This is a genomic window from Pseudomonas sp. NPDC090752 (assembly GCF_055584805.1).
Map to the genome: position 1 here is coordinate 81,448 of NZ_JBVJLI010000010.1, position 17,172 is coordinate 98,619.

General features: G+C 61.8%; 14 protein-coding genes. 6 read left to right on the forward strand and 8 right to left on the reverse strand.

All coding sequences use genetic code 11. The features are described from left to right. Positions 1–20: 20 nt before the first annotated feature. The gene (gene acs, locus ACZ6YA_RS15155; RefSeq protein WP_465897928.1) at positions 21–1,982 is read right to left on the reverse strand and encodes an acetate--CoA ligase; all 1,962 of its coding nucleotides are present in this window, start codon (positions 1,980–1,982) and stop codon (positions 21–23) included. 425 nt (positions 1,983–2,407) lie between these two features. On the opposite strand from acs, the gene ACZ6YA_RS15160 reads away from it, so the two are divergent. Then, positions 2,408–2,662: a DUF2790 domain-containing protein gene (locus tag ACZ6YA_RS15160; protein WP_465897929.1), complete on the forward strand. Its 255-nt coding sequence runs from the start codon at positions 2,408–2,410 to the stop codon at positions 2,660–2,662. A 45-nt stretch (positions 2,663–2,707) separates the two neighbouring features. On the opposite strand, the gene ACZ6YA_RS15165 is transcribed toward ACZ6YA_RS15160, so the two are convergent. Next, the gene (locus ACZ6YA_RS15165) at positions 2,708–4,267 is read right to left on the reverse strand and encodes a sigma-54-dependent transcriptional regulator (protein ID WP_465897930.1); all 1,560 of its coding nucleotides are present in this window, start codon (positions 4,265–4,267) and stop codon (positions 2,708–2,710) included. A 254-nt stretch (positions 4,268–4,521) separates the two neighbouring features. On the opposite strand from ACZ6YA_RS15165, the gene phhA reads away from it, so the two are divergent. The 4 genes from phhA to ACZ6YA_RS15185 all read left to right on the forward strand — a co-directional run bounded on the left by phhA (position 4,522) and on the right by ACZ6YA_RS15185 (position 7,317). After that, a complete protein-coding gene (gene phhA / locus ACZ6YA_RS15170) occupies positions 4,522–5,310 on the forward strand; it encodes a phenylalanine 4-monooxygenase (protein WP_465897931.1) in 789 nt (262 codons plus the stop codon). Positions 5,311–5,348: 38 nt separating this feature from the next. Further along, positions 5,349–5,705 carry a 4a-hydroxytetrahydrobiopterin dehydratase gene (locus ACZ6YA_RS15175; RefSeq protein ID WP_008096719.1) on the forward strand — a complete coding sequence of 119 codons (357 nt, stop codon included), beginning with the start codon at positions 5,349–5,351 and terminating at the stop codon, positions 5,703–5,705. Between the two features lie 188 nt (positions 5,706–5,893). Beyond that, a complete protein-coding gene (locus tag ACZ6YA_RS15180) occupies positions 5,894–6,019 on the forward strand; it encodes a hypothetical protein (RefSeq protein ID WP_256215917.1) in 126 nt (41 codons plus the stop codon). A 98-nt stretch (positions 6,020–6,117) separates the two neighbouring features. Further along, positions 6,118–7,317 carry an MFS transporter gene (locus ACZ6YA_RS15185; protein ID WP_465897932.1) on the forward strand — a complete coding sequence of 400 codons (1,200 nt, stop codon included), beginning with the start codon at positions 6,118–6,120 and terminating at the stop codon, positions 7,315–7,317. A gap of 84 nt (positions 7,318–7,401) precedes the next feature. On the opposite strand, the gene ydiJ is transcribed toward ACZ6YA_RS15185, so the two are convergent. Then, positions 7,402–10,422 carry a D-2-hydroxyglutarate dehydrogenase YdiJ gene (ydiJ, locus tag ACZ6YA_RS15190; RefSeq protein ID WP_465897933.1) on the reverse strand — a complete coding sequence of 1,007 codons (3,021 nt, stop codon included), beginning with the start codon at positions 10,420–10,422 and terminating at the stop codon, positions 7,402–7,404. 152 nt (positions 10,423–10,574) lie between these two features. On the opposite strand from ydiJ, the gene ACZ6YA_RS15195 reads away from it, so the two are divergent. Next, positions 10,575–11,459 carry a LysR substrate-binding domain-containing protein gene (locus ACZ6YA_RS15195; RefSeq protein WP_465897935.1) on the forward strand — a complete coding sequence of 295 codons (885 nt, stop codon included), beginning with the start codon at positions 10,575–10,577 and terminating at the stop codon, positions 11,457–11,459. A gap of 107 nt (positions 11,460–11,566) precedes the next feature. Here ACZ6YA_RS15195 and ACZ6YA_RS15200 read toward each other — a convergent pair whose 3' ends face one another. The 5 genes from ACZ6YA_RS15200 to ACZ6YA_RS15220 form a co-directional block, all read right to left on the reverse strand. Beyond that, on the reverse strand, positions 11,567–12,979 hold the full coding sequence (locus ACZ6YA_RS15200) for an amino acid permease (protein ID WP_465897936.1): 1,413 nt from the start codon (positions 12,977–12,979) through the stop codon (positions 11,567–11,569). 628 nt (positions 12,980–13,607) lie between these two features. Then, entirely contained in the window at positions 13,608–14,675 is a 1,068-nt protein-coding gene (rluB, locus tag ACZ6YA_RS15205; RefSeq protein WP_403135858.1) for a 23S rRNA pseudouridine(2605) synthase RluB, read from the reverse strand. Positions 14,676–14,948: 273 nt separating this feature from the next. Then, a complete protein-coding gene (gene scpB, locus ACZ6YA_RS15210; RefSeq protein ID WP_465897937.1) occupies positions 14,949–15,692 on the reverse strand; it encodes an SMC-Scp complex subunit ScpB in 744 nt (247 codons plus the stop codon). Then, the gene (locus tag ACZ6YA_RS15215) at positions 15,679–16,404 is read right to left on the reverse strand and encodes a segregation and condensation protein A (RefSeq protein ID WP_465898044.1); all 726 of its coding nucleotides are present in this window, start codon (positions 16,402–16,404) and stop codon (positions 15,679–15,681) included. The genes scpB and ACZ6YA_RS15215 overlap by 14 nt, the downstream gene beginning before the upstream one ends. Positions 16,405–16,529: 125 nt before the next feature. After that, on the reverse strand, positions 16,530–17,159 hold the full coding sequence (locus ACZ6YA_RS15220) for an L-threonylcarbamoyladenylate synthase (RefSeq protein ID WP_465897939.1): 630 nt from the start codon (positions 17,157–17,159) through the stop codon (positions 16,530–16,532). Positions 17,160–17,172: the final 13 nt, after the last annotated feature.

Below are 17,172 nucleotides of genomic sequence, written 5' to 3' on the forward strand. Positions count from 1 at the left end.
CAGCGCAGCCCTAGCATCTATCAGGCCGAAGCCAGGTTCATCGCCTTATGGGTGTCGATCAGGTGCTGCACCACCCCCGGATCAGCCAAGGTCGAAATATCACCCAGCGCATCGTATTCACCGGTGGCGATCTTGCGCAGGATTCGTCGCATGATCTTGCCCGAGCGGGTCTTCGGCAGCCCCGGCGCCCACTGGATCACATCCGGCGAAGCGATCGGACCGATCTCCTTGCGCACCCAGCTCTTGAGCTCCAGGCGCAATTGTTCGCTCGACTCGACACCGGCATTGAGGGTGACATAGACATAGATGCCTTGCCCCTTGATGTCGTGCGGCACCCCTACCACTGCGGCCTCGGCCACTTTGGCATGGGCCACCATGGCGCTCTCGATCTCGGCGGTGCCCATGCGGTGACCGGACACATTGAGCACATCATCGACTCGCCCGGTGATCCAGTAGTAGCCATCCTCGTCGCGGCGCGCACCGTCACCGGTGAAATACATGCCACGGAAGGTCTTGAAGTAAGTGTCGACGAAGCGGTCGTGATCGCCGTACAGCGAACGCGACTGGCCCGGCCAGGAATCGAGAATCACCAGGTTGCCTTCGGCTGCGCCGTCGATCAGATTGCCCAGGTTGTCTACCAGCGCCGGTACCACGCCAAAAAACGGACGGGTCGCCGATCCCGGCTTGAGGCCAGTGGCGCCCGGCAGCGGGCTGATCAGGATGCCGCCGGTTTCGGTCTGCCACCAGGTGTCGACGATTGGGCAGCGTTCCTTGCCTACGGTCTTGTAGTACCAGTTCCACGCTTCGGGGTTGATCGGCTCGCCCACCGAGCCCAGCAGGCGCAGGCTGGAACCGTCGGCACCGGCAACGGCTGCCTCGCCCTCGGCCATCATCGCGCGGATGGCGGTCGGTGCGGTATAGAGGATGTTGACCTTGTGCTTGTCGACGATCTTCGACACGCGGGTGATGTCCGGGTAGTTCGGTACGCCTTCGAACAGCAAGGTGGTCGCACCATTGGCCAGCGGGCCGTAGACGATATAGCTGTGGCCGGTGACCCAGCCGACGTCTGCGGTGCACCAGTACACTTCGCCCGGGCGGTAGTCGAACACGCGCTCATGGGTCAGTGCGGCATAGACCAGGTAGCCGCCCGTGGTATGCAGCACGCCCTTGGGCTTGCCGGTGGAGCCGGAGGTATAGAGGATGAACAGCGCTTCCTCGGCGCCCATCTCTTTCGGCGCGCAATGGCTGGAGGCAACCTTCATCAGGTCTTCGTACCAGATGTCGCGGTGCTGGTGCCAGGCGATGTCGCCACCGGTGCGCTTGCACACGATGATCTTCTGCACGCTGCTGGTTTCCGGGTTGGTCAGCGCCAGGTCAACGTTGGCCTTGAGCGGGGTACGACGCCCCCCACGCACGCCTTCGTCAGCGGTGATCACCACCTTGGATTTGCAATCGATGATCCGCCCCGCCAGTGCCTCCGGCGAGAAACCACCGAACACCACCGAGTGGATAGCGCCGATGCGGGCACAGGCCAGCATGGCCACGACGGCTTCCGGAATCATCGGCATGTAGATGGTCACCACATCGCCTCGGTGCACGTCCTGGCCACGCAGGGCGTTGGCGAACTTACAGACTTGCTCGTGAAGCTCGCGGTAAGTGATGTTGCGGTGTTCAGATGGGTCGTCGCCTTCCCAGATGATTGCCAACTGGTCGCCGCGCTCTGCGAGATGGCGGTCCAGGCAGTTGGAAGACACGTTCAGCGTGCCGTCGGCAAACCACTTGATATCGACATGATGGTCATCGAAGGAGGTCTGCTTGACCTTGCTGAAAGGCCTGATCCAGTCAATACGCTGGGCCTGCTCACGCCAGAAGCCGTCCGGGTTGATCACCGATTGCTGGTACATGGCCTTGTAGGTGGCCTCGTCGGTCAGGGTAGTGGCCGCAACCTCGGGACGAACGGGATACAGTGGAGCCGCACTCATCTGTGTTACCTCGGTGTAATAGTTGTTTTTGTATGGAACCGTTTGTAACTGTACCAGAGCGGCAAAAGCCATACGACGATGGTAGTAACGCGACCGAATGCGAACGCAGCAATCGACGGGAAAGGCTCTAGGCCGCAGCCGGTGGCCCGACGAGGGGGAAAAATGGAAGATTTTGCCGGGGGATTGTTACAGATTCTGTCAAAAGGCGAAAAAACTTTATCAAAACGCCCTCTGTTTCCCTTAGTAAGCCAGGCATAAGATTCACCTCGCCAACAACGGCACGGGATTAATAACTGGTAACAGTATCAGCCCCCACGAAGGCATTCGGTTAATCCCACTCTAATCCGATAGTTGAAAACTTGGCTGCATTCGCGGTGCCACAAGCGCCGCGCGCCCCCTCACGACCTTAGACAGGTAAATAGAAAATGAAAGCTTTACTGGCATTGGTACTTGGCAGTCTTTGCAGCGCGGCGATGGCCGGCGAGGCGAATAATGCCGAGCAGATTCCGGTTGAACAGTACAGTTACTCGCAGCACCTGGACATCGCTCGCGTCATCTCCATGAGCGAAGTACCGAATGTCTGCGAAGTGGTGCCCGCCCGCATGACCTATGAAGATTCCCAGGGCCAGAAGCACATTCTCGAATACCGCGTGATGGGGAACGGCTGCTCCAACGGCTGATCGCTTCGACTGAACAGGGCCCCGCGGGGCCCTGTCGCGACTCAATTAATCGGCAGACTTGCCAAGCGAATAGTCTCTTAACTTGTTAGCGATCGTTGTATGGGATACACCCAGGCGTTTACCCAGTGCGCGGCTGCTTGAATATTCCCCCAGCAAACTTTCCAATACCGCCTTTTCAAACCGCCCAACAATTTCCGCAAGCGTTCCGTCCAGGGAAAACTCACCCAACGGTTGCCGCACACCATAATCCGGCAAGCGGATATGTTCGCTCTTGACCACCCCGCCTTCACATAACGATACGGCCTGGAACAATACGTTTTCCAGTTGCCTTACATTGCCCGGCCAGTGGTAATGCGCAAGTTTGTCCATCGCCGCCGGCGCCAGGCGCGGCATGGCGCAACCAATCTGTCGGCTGGCCTGATCGAGAAAGTGCTGCACCAACCCCTCCAGGCCATCCATGCACTCGCGCAACGGCGGTATGTGCAACGACAGCACATTGAGGCGGTGATAGAGGTCCTGACGGAACTCGCCACGGGCGCACAATTCAGAAAGGTCCACCTGGGTTGCGCAGATCACCCGAACATCCAGGTACACCTCTTCATCGCTACCTACACGCCGGAAGCAACCATCCTGCAGAAAGCGCAGCAGTTTTACCTGCAGCCGGGGGCTCATTTCCCCTACCCCATCGAGAAACAGCGTGCCGCCAGCGGTCAGTTCCAGCAGCCCCAGCTTGCCTTCGGCGCGCGCACCCTCGAAAGCTCCAGGGCCATAACCGAACAGCTCGGTTTCAGCCATGGATTCCGGCAGGCCGGCACAGTTGAGTGCCATCAACGGCGCTTGGCCGCGCGGGCTGGCCAGGTGACAGGCACGCGCCAGCAACTCCTTCCCCGTGCCGGTCTCCCCCTCGATCAGCAGAGGCGCATCCAGAGGCGCCATGCGCCTCGCCTCGCGCACCACCGCCGCCATCACCCGCGAACTCTGGAAAATGCTGTCGAAGCCGCGCAGCTCCTGCTTGCGCACGTTATAGATGCGCTCGCCGATACGGTCAGCGCGGTGCAGGGTAAGCACGGCGCCAGCCAACGCCTCGCTCTCATCGTGTTCAGACTGCAAAGGCGCGATATCGGCCAGGAACACATCACCCTTGACCTTCACCCGCAGGCCATTGATGCGCGACTGGTTGGCCCGTACCAGTTCCGGCAGGTCGAAGTCCTCGACGTAGCGCGCCAGCGGCATGCCCGGCACCTCGTCAACGCGCACGCCAAGCAACTGCGCGGCAGTACGGTTGGCGGCCACGATGCTGCCGCCCATGTCGACCGACAACACCGGAAAATCCAGGGCACCGAGCAGCGCATTGAGTTCCATGTGCCGCCGCTCGCTGGGCATCAGGCCGACGCGCTTGACCCCGAACACCCCGGCAATCGACTCGAATTTCGGCCGCAGTGCCTGGAACTGCAGATTGATCAGGTTCGGGCAGTGCAAATAGATGGCGTTACCATGGTCGCCTCCCACCTCGCCACGCAACACGTTGATACCGTACTCCACCAGCAGGTTGAGGATGTCGCGAAGGATGCCGATTCGGTTCTGGCAGTGCACTTTGATTCGCATGAAAGCTCTCGAAGCAGCGAAGTTTTTTAACCTCGCGCAGAAAAGTCGTAAATATAAGCTGACAAAATAAGCACTGACGCCAGCTAGACGAGCCGAATTTTCCGTGACGGCGGGCTTTTTGTAAAATTATCGTTACGAAATGCTCGAAAAAATCTCGCTTGGTACCGTGTGGCCCCCGTGCATTTGGGCGAGTGAAGGGATATTTCTAGGGTATGTCGTGGACATAACAAGAAAGCCCTCACCAGGAGAGCCACATGAAACAGACGCAGTACGTGGCGCGCGAGCCCGATGCGCATGGTTTTATCCACTACCCGCAGCAAGAGCATGCGGTGTGGAACACGCTGATTACCCGCCAGCTGAAGGTCATCGAAGGTCGCGCCTGCCAGGAATACCTGGACGGTATCGACCAGCTCAAGCTGCCCCATGACCGCATCCCGCAATTGGGCGAGGTCAACAAGGTACTGGGCGCCACCACTGGCTGGCAGGTTGCCCGCGTGCCAGCGTTGATCCCCTTCCAGACATTCTTCGAACTGCTGGCCAGCAAACGCTTTCCGGTCGCCACGTTCATCCGCACGCCAGAAGAACTGGACTACCTGCAGGAACCGGACATCTTCCACGAGATCTTCGGCCATTGCCCGCTGCTGACCAACCCTTGGTTCGCCGAATTCACCCATACCTACGGCAAGCTTGGCCTGGCCGCCACCAAGGAACAGCGCGTATACCTGGCGCGGCTGTACTGGATGACCATCGAGTTCGGCCTGATGGAGACCCCGCAAGGTTGCAAGATCTATGGCGGCGGCATCCTCTCCTCGCCCAAGGAGACCGTCTACAGTTTGTCCAGCGAGCCTGAGCACCAAGCCTTCGACCCGGTCGAGGCCATGCGCACCCCGTACCGCATCGACATTCTGCAGCCGCTGTATTTCGTGCTGCCGAACCTCAAGCGCCTGTTCGACCTGGCCCACGAAGACATCATGGGCATGGTCCAGCACGCCATGCAGCTGGGGCTGCATGCACCGAAGTTTCCACCCAAGGTCGCCGCCTGAGCGGCCTTGCGACAACAACTCGAATCGGAAAACAAGCCATGAATGCCTTGAACCAAGCCCACTGCGAAGCCTGCCGCGCCGACGCGCCGAAAGTCACCGACGACGAGCTGGCCGAACTGATCCGCGAGATTCCGGACTGGAACATCGAAGTACGCGACGGCCACATGGAGCTGGAGCGCGTGTTCCTGTTCAAGAACTTCAAGCATGCCCTGGCCTTCACTAACGCCGTGGGCGAAATCGCTGAAGCCGAAGGCCACCACCCAGGCCTGCTGACCGAATGGGGCAAGGTCACCGTGACCTGGTGGAGCCATTCGATCAAGGGCCTGCACCGCAACGATTTCATCATGTGCGCGCGCACCGACAAGGTGGCCGAAACGGCCGAAGGGCGTAAGTAAAGACCACCGACAGGGCCGCAACGGCCCTGTTTTTTTGCCCGATAATGTCCGGTATCCGCCCGCAAAACCGACAAGCGACCGGGAAAAAATCCAAACTGTCATCCAGACTTGTGTATCCTGCCCCAGCTTTGCAAAGCTCCAAACGCGCCTGGCGCAGACTTTTCACTCACACTTGCGAGGACGACGAGATGCACGAAATCCCGAATCTTCCCTTCCCAAGCCTGAACCCAGAAGAGCAGACCGTTGCTGCTCACTCCGAACCGACGCCTGCCGTCGAGGATGGCGACGATCAATCCAGCGCTGACCAGGAATAAACTGCGCATCCCCCCGACAGTGTGAAAACGGCTGATCTGCGGACTACCGCCTTCATCACGTTTTCACACCGTCCAGAACAGCTGCCACGTAGGCCCCCATGCCCGACTCACCGCGCCCCCTTGCGGTCACCCTGCAAGTCGTCTCCATCGTTCTATTCACCTTCATCGGCTACCTGAACATCGGCATCCCCCTGGCGGTGCTGCCCGGCTATGTGCACAACGACCTGGGCTTCAGCACCGTGATCGCGGGCCTGGTGATCAGCGTGCAATACCTGGCTACCCTGCTCAGCCGTCCTACTGCAAGCCGCATCATCGACAACCTGGGCAGCAAGAAGGCGGTCATGTATGGCCTTGCCGGATGTGGCCTGAGCGGCGTGTTCATGCTCGCCTGCGCTTACCTCACCCACCTGCCGTGGCTGAGCTTGGCCTGCCTGCTGGTCGGCCGTCTGGTGCTGGGCAGCGCCGAGAGCCTGGTGGGCTCAGGCTCAATTGGCTGGGGTATCGGCCGGGTCGGCGCCGACAACACGGCCAAGGTGATTTCCTGGAACGGCATCGCCAGCTACGGTGCCCTGGCCATCGGCGCCCCGCTGGGCGTGCTGATGGTCAAGCAACTGGGGCTATGGAGCATGGGCGTGAGCATCATTCTGCTGTGCGTGCTCGGGCTGCTGCTGGCTTGGCCAAAACGGGCGGCGCCAATCGTCAGCGGCGTGCGCCTGCCGTTCCTGCAAGTGCTGGGCAAAGTATTCCCACATGGCTCGGGGCTGGCGCTGGGCTCGATCGGGTTTGGCACCATCGCCACCTTCATCACCTTGTATTACGCCAGCCAAGGATGGGCGAATGCAGCACTGACCTTGAGCCTGTTCGGCGCCAGCTTTATCTGCGCGCGGCTGTTGTTCGGCAACCTGATCAACCGGATTGGCGGGTTTCGCGTGGCGATTGCTTGTCTTTCAGTGGAAACCCTGGGCTTGCTGATGCTGTGGCTAGCGCCCAACGCCGAGATGGCATTGGCCGGGGCCGCACTTAGCGGCTTCGGCTTCTCGCTGGTGTTCCCGGCACTGGGGGTGGAGGCGGTCAATCAGGTATCAGCGGCCAACCGCGGGGCGGCGGTGGGCGCGTATTCCTTGTTCATCGATTTGTCACTGGGGATCACCGGGCCACTGGTGGGCGCGGTGGCGTCCGGGTTCGGGTTTGCTTCCATGTTCCTGTTTGCGGCAGCGGCTGCATGTTGCGGGCTGGTGTTGAGTTTATACCTCTTCAGGCAGGCGCGGCTCTCTAGGAATTCCCTGCAGCAAGGCTGACCCTGCTGGCCCTTTCGCGGGGCAAGCCCGCTCCCACAAGTCAGCGTGGGAGCGGGCTTGCCCCGCGAAAGGGCCGGTATTGACCTACCGCTGCGCGTACTGCAGCACCACTTCCAGCGGATGGCGCATCTGCCGCTCGGTCATGCGCTTGACCTGGCTGCGGCACGAATAGCCCGTGGCCAGCGGCTCGCCCTCCTTGTCCAGCTTGGTCGCCCACGACTGCTCGAAAATGGCCCGCGAGGTTCCCTGGTTACGCGCCTCGTGCCCGTAAGTACCGGACATACCGCAGCATCCCGTGGCCTCGGTTACCAACTTCAGGCCCAGGCGCGCAAAAACCAGCTCCCATTGGCGAGTACTGGCCGGCACGTTGGTCTTCTCGGTGCAGTGCGCCATCAGGCGGAAGTTGCCGGGTGCGGTCGGCGCCTGCTCGGGCAGCACGTCCATCAGCCATTCCTGAGGCAACAGCACCTCCGGACACCCGTCCAGGCCTGGGACTTTCTGGTATTCCTGGCGATAAACCAAAGTCATCGCCGGATCCAGCCCTACCAGCGGTACGCCGCAATCGGCCAGGGCCTTGAGTTGAGTGGCATTGCGAATCGCCGCCTTGGCGAAGGCGCCGAGGAAACCCTGCACGTGCAGCGGCTTGCCATTGGCACTGTAGGGTGCCAGGAATACGCGATGACCAAGGCGATGCGCCAGCTCGATGAACGCGGCCAGCAGCGGCGTCTCGAAATAGCGGGTGAAGGCGTCCTGCACCAGCACGATACTGCGCTCGCGCTGGGCCGGGGTCAGTTCACGCAGTGCCGGCACGCTGGCCACGCCCACGCGGCAGCGGGTCAAGGTGGCCTGGAAGTTGAAACGGCTGATCAGCGGGCTGTCGACCATGCCGACCTTGTCCGCCAGCAGTTTACTCACCCACTTCGAGCCCATCACCGCGTTATACAGCCCGGGTGCGTGGGCCAGGTACGGGATGGTGAACTCCAGGGAGCCGATCAGGTAATCGCGCATCGGGCGCTGGTAGCGGCCGTGGTACAACTCAAGGAAGCGCGAGCGGAAATCCGGCACGTTAACCTTGATCGGGCACTGACCAGCGCAGGACTTGCACGCCAGGCAGCCGGCCATGGCGTCATAGACTTCGTGGGAAAAATCTTCCTGGCCTTGGCTGCGGGCGCGGTTGTTGCGCAGCCTGGCAGGCAGCCCCTTGAGCCAGGACACCTTGTTGCGCGCCGCCGCCAGTACGTCGATGTTCGCCGCGCCCTGCAGACGCAGCCATTCGCGCATCAGCGACGCACGGCCCTTGGGCGAATGCTGGCGTTCGCGGGTGACTTTCCACGACGGGCACATGGCGTCGTTGGGGTCGTAGTTGTAGCAGGCACCGTTGCCGTTGCAGTGCACGGCGCTGCCGAAGTCCTGCCACACACGCTCGTCGATGGCGCGGTCGAGGTCGCCACGCAACGTCACGCCATCGACCTTGGTCAGGCCTTCTGCGCTGTCCGGCGGGGTGCAGATCTTGCCAGGGTTGAGCTGGTTGCACGGGTCGAACGCACCTTTGAGGCGTTGCAACGCTGGATACAGCTCACCAAAGTACTCCGGCACGTATTCCGAGCGCAGGCCCTTGCCGTGTTCCCCCCACAGCAGGCCACCGTAGCGTTTGGTCAACGCCGCCACGGCATCGGAGATCGGCTTGACCAGCGCGGCCTGGGCGGGGTCTTTCATGTCCAGGGCCGGGCGCACATGCAGCACGCCGGCGTCGACATGGCCGAACATGCCGTAGGCCAGGCCGTAGCCATCGAGCAAGGCGCGGAACTCGGCGATGTAGTCCGCCAGTTGCTCTGGCGGCACCGCTGTATCTTCCACGAACGGCTGCGGGCGAACCTCGCCCTCGACGTTACCCAACAAGCCCACCGAGCGCTTGCGCATGGTGTAGACGCGGGTCACCGCCTCGGCCCCTTCGGCCAGCGTGTGACCCAGGCGCTCGACGCTGGTATCGCGCTGCAGGTGATCGACGAAAGCTTCGACCCGGGCATTCACTTCGGCCGGTTCATCGCCGCAGAACTCCACCAAGTTGATTCCCAAGGTCGGGCGCTCGGCGTCGGCCGGGAAGTATTCGGCAACGCTGTGCCAGACGATGTCCTTCATCGCCAGCATCAAAACCTTTGAGTCCACCGTCTCGATCGACAGCGGCTTGTGCGCCATCAGCGCGTTGGCATCACGCAGCGCGTCCATGAAGCTGGTGTAGCGGACGTTGACCAGCACCGCATATTTCGGGATCGGCAGCACATTGAGCTTGGCTTCGACCACATAGCCCAGCGAGCCCTCGGCGCCGCACAGCACGCTGTTGAGGTTGAAGCGGCCCTGCTCGTCGCGCAGGTGCGCCAGGTCGTAGCCAGTCAGGCAGCGGTTGAGCTTGGGGAACGTCGTTTCGATCAGCTCGGCCTGGGTTTCCTGGATCTCACGGGCCGTGCGATAGACCTCGCCGACCCGGCCAGGCGCGGCGCAGGCCTGCTCCAGCGCGGCGCCGTCGATCGGCAGGCTGTGCAGGCGCTCGCCACCGAGCAGCACGCTGTGCAGCTCCAGCACGTGATCGCGGGTCTTGCCGTAGGTGCAGCTGCCCTGGCCGCTGGCGTCGGTGTTGATCATGCCGCCGACGGTGGCGCGGTTAGAGGTGGAAAGCTCTGGAGCGAAAAACAGGCCGTGGGGCTTGAGCGCGGCGTTGAGCTGGTCCTTGACCACACCGGCCTGCACCCGCACCCAGCGTTCCTCGACGTTGATTTCGAGGATGGTGTTCATGTGCCGCGACAGGTCGACGATGATACCGTCGGTCAGCGACTGCCCGTTGGTGCCGGTGCCGCCGCCGCGCGGGGTCAGCTTGACCTCTTGGAAGCGCGCTTCGCTCATCAGCGTGGCGACCCGTGCCACGTCATCGGCGTCCAGCGGGAACACGGCCGCCTGAGGCAGGCGCTGGTAGATCGAGTTGTCGGTGGCCAGCACCGTACGGGTGCCGTAGTCGGCACTGATCTGGCCACGGAAGCCGCTGCTGCGCAGGGCTTCGAGGAATTCGGGGTAGTTGGCGCTCGGTGCAACGGTCGGCAGCTGGGCGATCATCGAAGGATGGCCTCTTGATATGGGCTAATTCACGGAATTCCTGTCGTGCCGGCATGGGTCAAGCCATGCAGGGATGACGTATAGGCCAATGTTCCTGTAGTTTCGCTCCAGGGGCAAACGGATAATCCTGCCGCTATCAATGACTTTTATGAATGAATTACCGCCACCTGACACCGTCCATGTCGCTGCTACTGGCTTTCGAGGCCGCTGCCCGGCATGAAAGCTACACCCGCGCCGCCGCCGAGCTATCCCTGACCCAGAGCGCAGTCAGCCGCCAGGTGCAGGCGCTGGAGCAGCAGCTGGGCCTCACCCTGTTCCGCCGGGAAGGCCGCCAGGTGCAACTCACCGATGTTGGCCGGCTATACCAGCGCGAGCTCAGCGAAGCCCTGGGGCGCATCCGCAGTGCCACCTTGCAGGCGCTGGCCTATCAGTCTGGGGTCGGCACCCTGCGCCTGGCGACTTTGCCCACGTTCGGTTCAAAGTGGCTGTTGCCGCGCCTGCACGCCTTCTACAGCGCCCATCCAGGGATGCTGGTGCATATTCATTCACGCATCGAAGCGATCAACTTCGACACCAGCGAGATCGACGCGGCCATCGGGGTGGCCAGCCATGACCTGCCTGGGCTGATCTGCCATCGCCTGCATGCCGAGGAACTGGTGGTGATTCTGCCTCCAGAAGCCGGTGGCGATGCCCAAGGTTGGGATCCGACGCGGATCAGCGCCGAGGTGCTACTCAATGTCGCCAACAATCCGCATGCCTGGGGCGAATGGTTTTCGCACCATGGCTTGGCGCACCGATCGATGCGTCTGGGGCCGAGCTTCGAGCTGACGTCACACCTGATCCAGGCGGTGCGCGCCGGGATCGGGATCGGCTTGGTGCCACGGATACTGGTGGAAGAAGAGCTGACCAAAGGTGAGCTGTTCAGCCCCGGGGTAGCGATTGCCAGCCAGCGCAGCTACTACCTGATTTATCCGCCAAGGAACGAGGCGCTGCCTTCGTTGCGAGCGTTCCGCAGCTGGTTGCTGGAACAGATCTGAATCTTAGGCTGTCCCTACCGGCCTCTTCGCGGGCAAGCCCGCTCCCACAGATGCCGACGCAGAACCTGTGGGAGCGGGCTTGCCCCGCGAAGAGGCCGTTACAGCGCTTACTTGCTCACCGCCCCAGCAGCAACCAACTGACGGCGCTTGGGCTTGATCAGGTAGAGCACGAACATCGCCAGGATCCACACCGGCATCGCATACACCGAAATCCTGATGCCGTCGATCTGCAGCATGATGCCCAGGATCAGCACCACGAACGCCAGGCAGATGTAGTTGCCATAGGGGTACCACAGCGCCTTGAACAGCGGCTTCTGGCCGGTGCGGTCCAGGTGCTGGCGGAACTTCAGGTGCGAGTAGCTGATCATCGCCCAGTTGATCACCAGGGTCGCCACGACCAGCGACATCAGCAGCTCCAGCGCATTTTGCGGCATGAAGTAATTGAGCAGAACGGCGATCACGGTCACCGCGGCCGACGCCAGGATCGAACGCACCGGCACACCGCGTTTGTCGACCTTGGCCAGGGCGGCCGGGGCGTCACCTTGTTCAGCCATGCCCAGTAGCATGCGGGCGTTGCAGTAGGTGCCACTGTTGTACACCGACAGCGCCGCAGTCAACACCACGAAGTTCAGCAGGTGCGCGGCTACATCGCTGCCCAGCAGGGAAAACACCTGCACGAACGGGCTGCTGCCGTAACTGCCGCCGGAGGCGTCGATGCTGGCGACCAGGTTGTCCCACGGGGTCAGCGACAGCAGCACGACCAGCGCACCGATGTAGAAGATCAGGATACGGTAGATGACCTGGTTGATCGCCTTGGGGATCACGGTCTTTGGCTTGTCGGCCTCGGCCGCAGTGAACCCGAGCATTTCCAGGCCACCGAAGGAGAACATGATGAACGCCAGGGCCATGACCAGGCCACTGACGCCATGCGGGAAGAAGCCGCCGTGCGCCCACAGGTTGGTCACCGAGGCGTCGGGGCCGCCGCTGCCGCTGGTCAGCAGATACGCGCCCAGGCCGATCATGCCGACGATGGCCACGACCTTGATGATGGCGAACCAGAACTCGGCCTCACCGAACACCTTCACGTTCATCAGATTGATGAAGTTGATCAGCAGGAAGAAGCCTGCAGCCGTCACCCAAGTTGGGATCTCCGGCCACCAGTAGTGAATGTACTTGCCGACTGCGGTGAGCTCCGACATACCCACCAGGATGTACAGCACCCAGCAGTTCCAGCCCGACATGAAGCCGGCGAAACCGCCCCAGTATTTGTGGGCAAAGTGGCTGAACGAACCGGCCACCGGCTCTTCGACGATCATTTCGCCGAGCTGGCGCATGATCATGAAGGCAATGAAGCCGCAGATGGCGTAGCCGAGGATCATCGACGGGCCGGCGGATTTCATCACGCCTGCCGAGCCTAGGAACAGGCCTGTACCAATTGCGCCGCCGAGGGCGATCAACTGGATATGGCGGTTCTTCAGGCCCCGCTTGAGCTCGCCTGAATGCATGTTGTGTTCACTCATGAACGGAGTCACCTGCATTGTTTTTATCTGTGACGGAATCGGACCCACCGCGCTCGTGGCGCAGCGGAATGGGCAAGGTGGTTACCTTGGATTTCTTGAACACAGGTGCCGCCAGAGCGGCTCAGCCGGGTGTGAGCAAGAGTGCGCGGTACGCAAGAGGGTCACAGGTAAAACGCGGCGCACTGTATACCCCTGCAAGCGCGCAGGCGTCAACGCGTTGCGTTGCTCCCTTGGGAAAAAACGCAGCGATCCTGTGGTAGATGCCCGTTGAGGCGGCGTGATCGGCGTACATGGCGCCTCCATTTGTTGTTTTGTCAGCCCGGCTCTGTGGACAGGCTCTTTGCACACGGCAATGGCCGCAATATCCCCGTGGCACAGGGGTTTGAGCAATAGGGGGGCTGGCTGGGACGGGAGCCTGCAGAAGTTGATGCGGCAAGATCTGTTTACAGAAAATCATCATGACCCACGAAATCTGGCAATTTCGTATAGATTTCTTTACAAGCCGGTTTGAAAACTTGCCAGTCGTCCGAAAAAATCTTTTTGTTCAATGTCTTGGCGCTGCGCCGCTAAACCGCAGGCACAAAAAAGCCAGCCCGAAGGCTGGCTCATTCATCACTGGCGAAGCAGATCAGCCACGCGGCTTGCCGCGACCACCGCGACCTGCCGGCTTGTCACCATCAGGCTTGGACGGGCGTTTGCGCATATCGCTCGGGCGCTCGGCCACGGCGCTGCCACGGCTGCCTTTACGCGGCGCTTCTTCACGCGGCTGGCGTGCAGGGCGCTCGGCGGTGCCAGCGTCCTGCGCCGGGCGCAGGCTGCGTACACGCTCGTTGCGGCCCATCGGGCGAGTGGACTTGCGCTGCAGGCGCTCCATCTTGTCTTTGGACTTGAGGTTCATGGCAGGCAATGCAACCGGCTGCAGGCCCACTTCAGCGGCCAGGATGTCGATTTCGCCCTGGGTCATTTCACGCCAGCGGCCCATCGGCAGGTCGGAGTTGAGGAACACCGGGCCGAAGCGCACGCGCTTGAGGCGGCTGACGACCATGCCCTGGGATTCCCACAGGCGACGCACCTCACGGTTACGCCCTTCCATCACCACGCAGTGGTACCAGTGGTTGAAACCTTCGCCACCCGGCGCCTTCTGGATGTCGGTGAACTTGGCCGGGCCGTCTTCGAGCATCACGCCCGCCTTGAGGCGATCGAGCATCTCGTCGTCGACTTCGCCACGCACACGCACCGCGTATTCGCGGTCCATCTCATAGGATGGGTGCATCAGGCGGTTGGCCAGTTCACCGTCGGTGGTGAACAGCAGCAGGCCGGTGGTGTTGATGTCCAGGCGGCCGATGTTGATCCAGCGGCCTTCCTTCGGCCGCGGCAGGCGGTCGAACACGGTCGGACGGCCTTCCGGGTCGTCACGGGTGCAGATCTCGCCGTCGGGCTTGTTGTACATGATCACCCGGCGGGTGGCCTCGGCGGCCTCTTCGCGCTTGATCAGCTTGCCGTCGACGGTGATGGCATCGTGCAGGTCGACGCGCAGGCCGAGGGTAGCGGCGACGCCGTTGACCTTGATGCGGCCCTGGCTGATCCAGGCCTCGACGTCACGACGCGAACCGACGCCAATGCGGGCCAGCACTTTCTGCAGCTTTTCGCCGGCTGGCGGGGTGATTTCGGTATTTTGCAGGTCTTGCTCACTCATCTGGGCACCTCCCGGTGTAGGAATGAAAACAGAGTTCTGGCGACGAACGTGCCAAAAGGCCGCGCATCATACGCGGTTCGGTGAGGGAACGCACTGCAGCTTAGGAGGTTTTGTGGGGGTGGAGATGGAATTCTGCCAGGTGGTGCTTTTGCAGTCAGTGCCGGCCCTTTCGCGGGGCAAGCCCGCTCCCACAGATTCCGAGCTGGCCGCAGAAACCGTGGGAGCGGGCTTGCCCCGCGAAAGGGCCGGTACTGACCACCATAGGCCTCAGTGCTAAACCTCAGGCTCTTCCTCACGCAAATCATCGAAATCGGTCTTCAGCCCCTCCTCCATGGCATCCAGTTCAACCAGGAGGCTGCGGAAGCTGGTTTCCTCCTTCGGCTCGGCCACCTCATCTTCCTCACCTAGGCTGGCATCGGCCAGCGCCTGCAGGTGTGCCGGCACCGGCGCTTCATCCGGGTCATCGAGCATTGGCGCGGGCTCCATTTCACGCAGCTCGGCCAATGCCGGCAACTCGTCCAGGCTCTTGAGGTTGAAATGGTCGAGAAACGCCTTGGTGGTGGCGAACATGGCCGGCCGCCCTGGTACCTCGCGGTAACCGACCACGCGGATCCACTCGCGCTCAATCAATGTCTTGACGATGTTGCTGTTAACCGCCACCCCGCGCACGTCCTCGATCTCGCCACGGGTAATCGGCTGACGGTAGGCGATCAAGGCCATGGTTTCGAGCAGCGCACGGGAATACCGCTGCGGGCGCTCTTCCCACAGGCGGCCCACCCAAGGCGCGTAGGTCTCGCGGATCTGCAGGCGGTAGCCGCTGGCCACTTCCTTCAATTCGAAAGCACGGCCGCTGCAGGACTTGCCTAGTACTTCCAGGGCCTTCTTGAAGACCTGAGGTTCCGGGCGTTCGGCCTCCTCGAACAGCTCGTACAGGCGCTCGAGGGATTGCGGCTTGCCCGAGGCGAGCAGAAAGGCCTCGATAAGCGACGCCAGGTCGCGGGGTTCATTCAGATTCATCAGCTTCTTCGACAGGCTCGGCACGCACCCGGACATGGATCGCGGCGAAAGGCTCATTCTGCACCAGTTCGATCAACGACTCCTTCACCAGCTCCAGAATCGCCATGAAGGTCACCACCACGCCCAGCTTGCCCTCTTCGGCGGTGAACAGCTCGACAAAGGGCACGAAACCGCCGCCTTTGAGGCGCTCCAGCACGTCGCTCATACGCTCGCGGGTGGACAGGGTCTCGCGGGAAATCTGGTGGCTTTCGAACAGGTCGTTGCGGCGCATGACTTCGGCCATGGACACCAGCAGCTCCTCCAGGCTGACCTGGGGCAGCAACTTGCGCACTTTGGCCTGCGGCGCCTCCAGGCGCGGCACGACCACGTCGCGCCCCACCCGCGGCAGCTCATCGATACCCTCGGCGGCGGCCTTGAAACGCTCATACTCCTGCAAGCGGCGGATCAGTTCGGCGCGGGGGTCGCCTTCCTCCTCCTCGATTTCGGCCGAACGCGGCAACAGCATGCGCGACTTGATCTCGGCGAGCATGGCAGCCATCACCAGGTATTCGGCGGCCAGTTCCAGGCGCACGCTTTTCATCAACTCGACGTAGCCCATGTACTGGCGAGTGATTTCCGCCACGGGGATATCGAGGATGTCGATGTTCTGCTTGCGGATCAGGTAAAGCAGCAGGTCGAGCGGGCCTTCGAAGGCTTCGAGGATGACTTCCAGGGCGTCCGGTGGGATGTACAGGTCCACCGGCATCTCGGTCAGCGCTTCGCCGTAGACCAGGGCCAACTGCAATTGTCGGGGCGTTTCGGCATCGATACTCGGTGCCTCGGGGGTCTCTACCTGGCTCACGCGTTGACCAGGAAGGGCGTCGGGTCGCCGCAGCCTTCGCGAATCAATGCAGGTTCATCGCCGGTCAGGTCGATTACCGTGGAGGCCTTGAGGTCACCGAAGCCACCATCGATGATCAGGTCGACATGGTGCTCCAGGCGTTGACGGATCTCGTACGGGTCGGTCATGGGCTCTTCATCGCCCGGCAAGATCAGGCTCACGCTCATGAGCGGTTCGCGCAATTCTTCGAGCAACGCCAGGACGATGGGATTGGAGGGTACACGCAGGCCTATGGTACGGCGCTTTTCATGCATCAGCAGCCGTGGCACTTCACGGGTGGCATTGAGAATGAAGGTATAAGGGCCGGGGATATGGGCCTTGAGCAGGCGGAAGGTCGAGGTATCGATCTTGGCGAACAGGCCCATCTGCGACAAGTCGCAGCACAACAGGGTGAAATTGTGCTGTTTGTCCAGCTGGCGCAAGCGGCGAACCCGTTCAATGGCGTTCTTGTCACCGATCTGGCAGCCCAAGGCGTAGGCCGAGTCGGTGGGGTACACCACCACGCCGCCCTTGCGAATGATCTCGACGGCCTGTTTTATCAGGCGCGCTTGCGGGTTTTCCGCGTGAATCTGGAAAAATTGGCTCACGAAGTCGTCCTGT

Excerpts from the sequence above, each read along its gene's own strand:
- acs (WP_465897928.1), bottom strand. The coding sequence starts at position 1,982 with ATGAGTGCGGCTCCACTGTATCCCGTTCGTCCCGAGGTTGCGGCCACT.
- ACZ6YA_RS15160 (WP_465897929.1), top strand. The coding sequence starts at position 2,408 with ATGAAAGCTTTACTGGCATTGGTACTTGGCAGTCTTTGCAGCGCGGCG.
- ACZ6YA_RS15165 (WP_465897930.1), bottom strand. The coding sequence starts at position 4,267 with ATGCGAATCAAAGTGCACTGCCAGAACCGAATCGGCATCCTTCGCGAC.
- phhA (WP_465897931.1), top strand. The coding sequence starts at position 4,522 with ATGAAACAGACGCAGTACGTGGCGCGCGAGCCCGATGCGCATGGTTTT.
- ACZ6YA_RS15175 (WP_008096719.1), top strand. The coding sequence starts at position 5,349 with ATGAATGCCTTGAACCAAGCCCACTGCGAAGCCTGCCGCGCCGACGCG.
- ACZ6YA_RS15180 (WP_256215917.1), top strand. The coding sequence starts at position 5,894 with ATGCACGAAATCCCGAATCTTCCCTTCCCAAGCCTGAACCCAGAAGAG.
- ACZ6YA_RS15185 (WP_465897932.1), top strand. The coding sequence starts at position 6,118 with ATGCCCGACTCACCGCGCCCCCTTGCGGTCACCCTGCAAGTCGTCTCC.
- ydiJ (WP_465897933.1), bottom strand. The coding sequence starts at position 10,422 with ATGATCGCCCAGCTGCCGACCGTTGCACCGAGCGCCAACTACCCCGAA.
- ACZ6YA_RS15195 (WP_465897935.1), top strand. The coding sequence starts at position 10,575 with ATGAATTACCGCCACCTGACACCGTCCATGTCGCTGCTACTGGCTTTC.
- ACZ6YA_RS15200 (WP_465897936.1), bottom strand. The coding sequence starts at position 12,979 with ATGAGTGAACACAACATGCATTCAGGCGAGCTCAAGCGGGGCCTGAAG.
- rluB (WP_403135858.1), bottom strand. The coding sequence starts at position 14,675 with ATGAGTGAGCAAGACCTGCAAAATACCGAAATCACCCCGCCAGCCGGC.
- scpB (WP_465897937.1), bottom strand. The coding sequence starts at position 15,692 with ATGAATCTGAATGAACCCCGCGACCTGGCGTCGCTTATCGAGGCCTTT.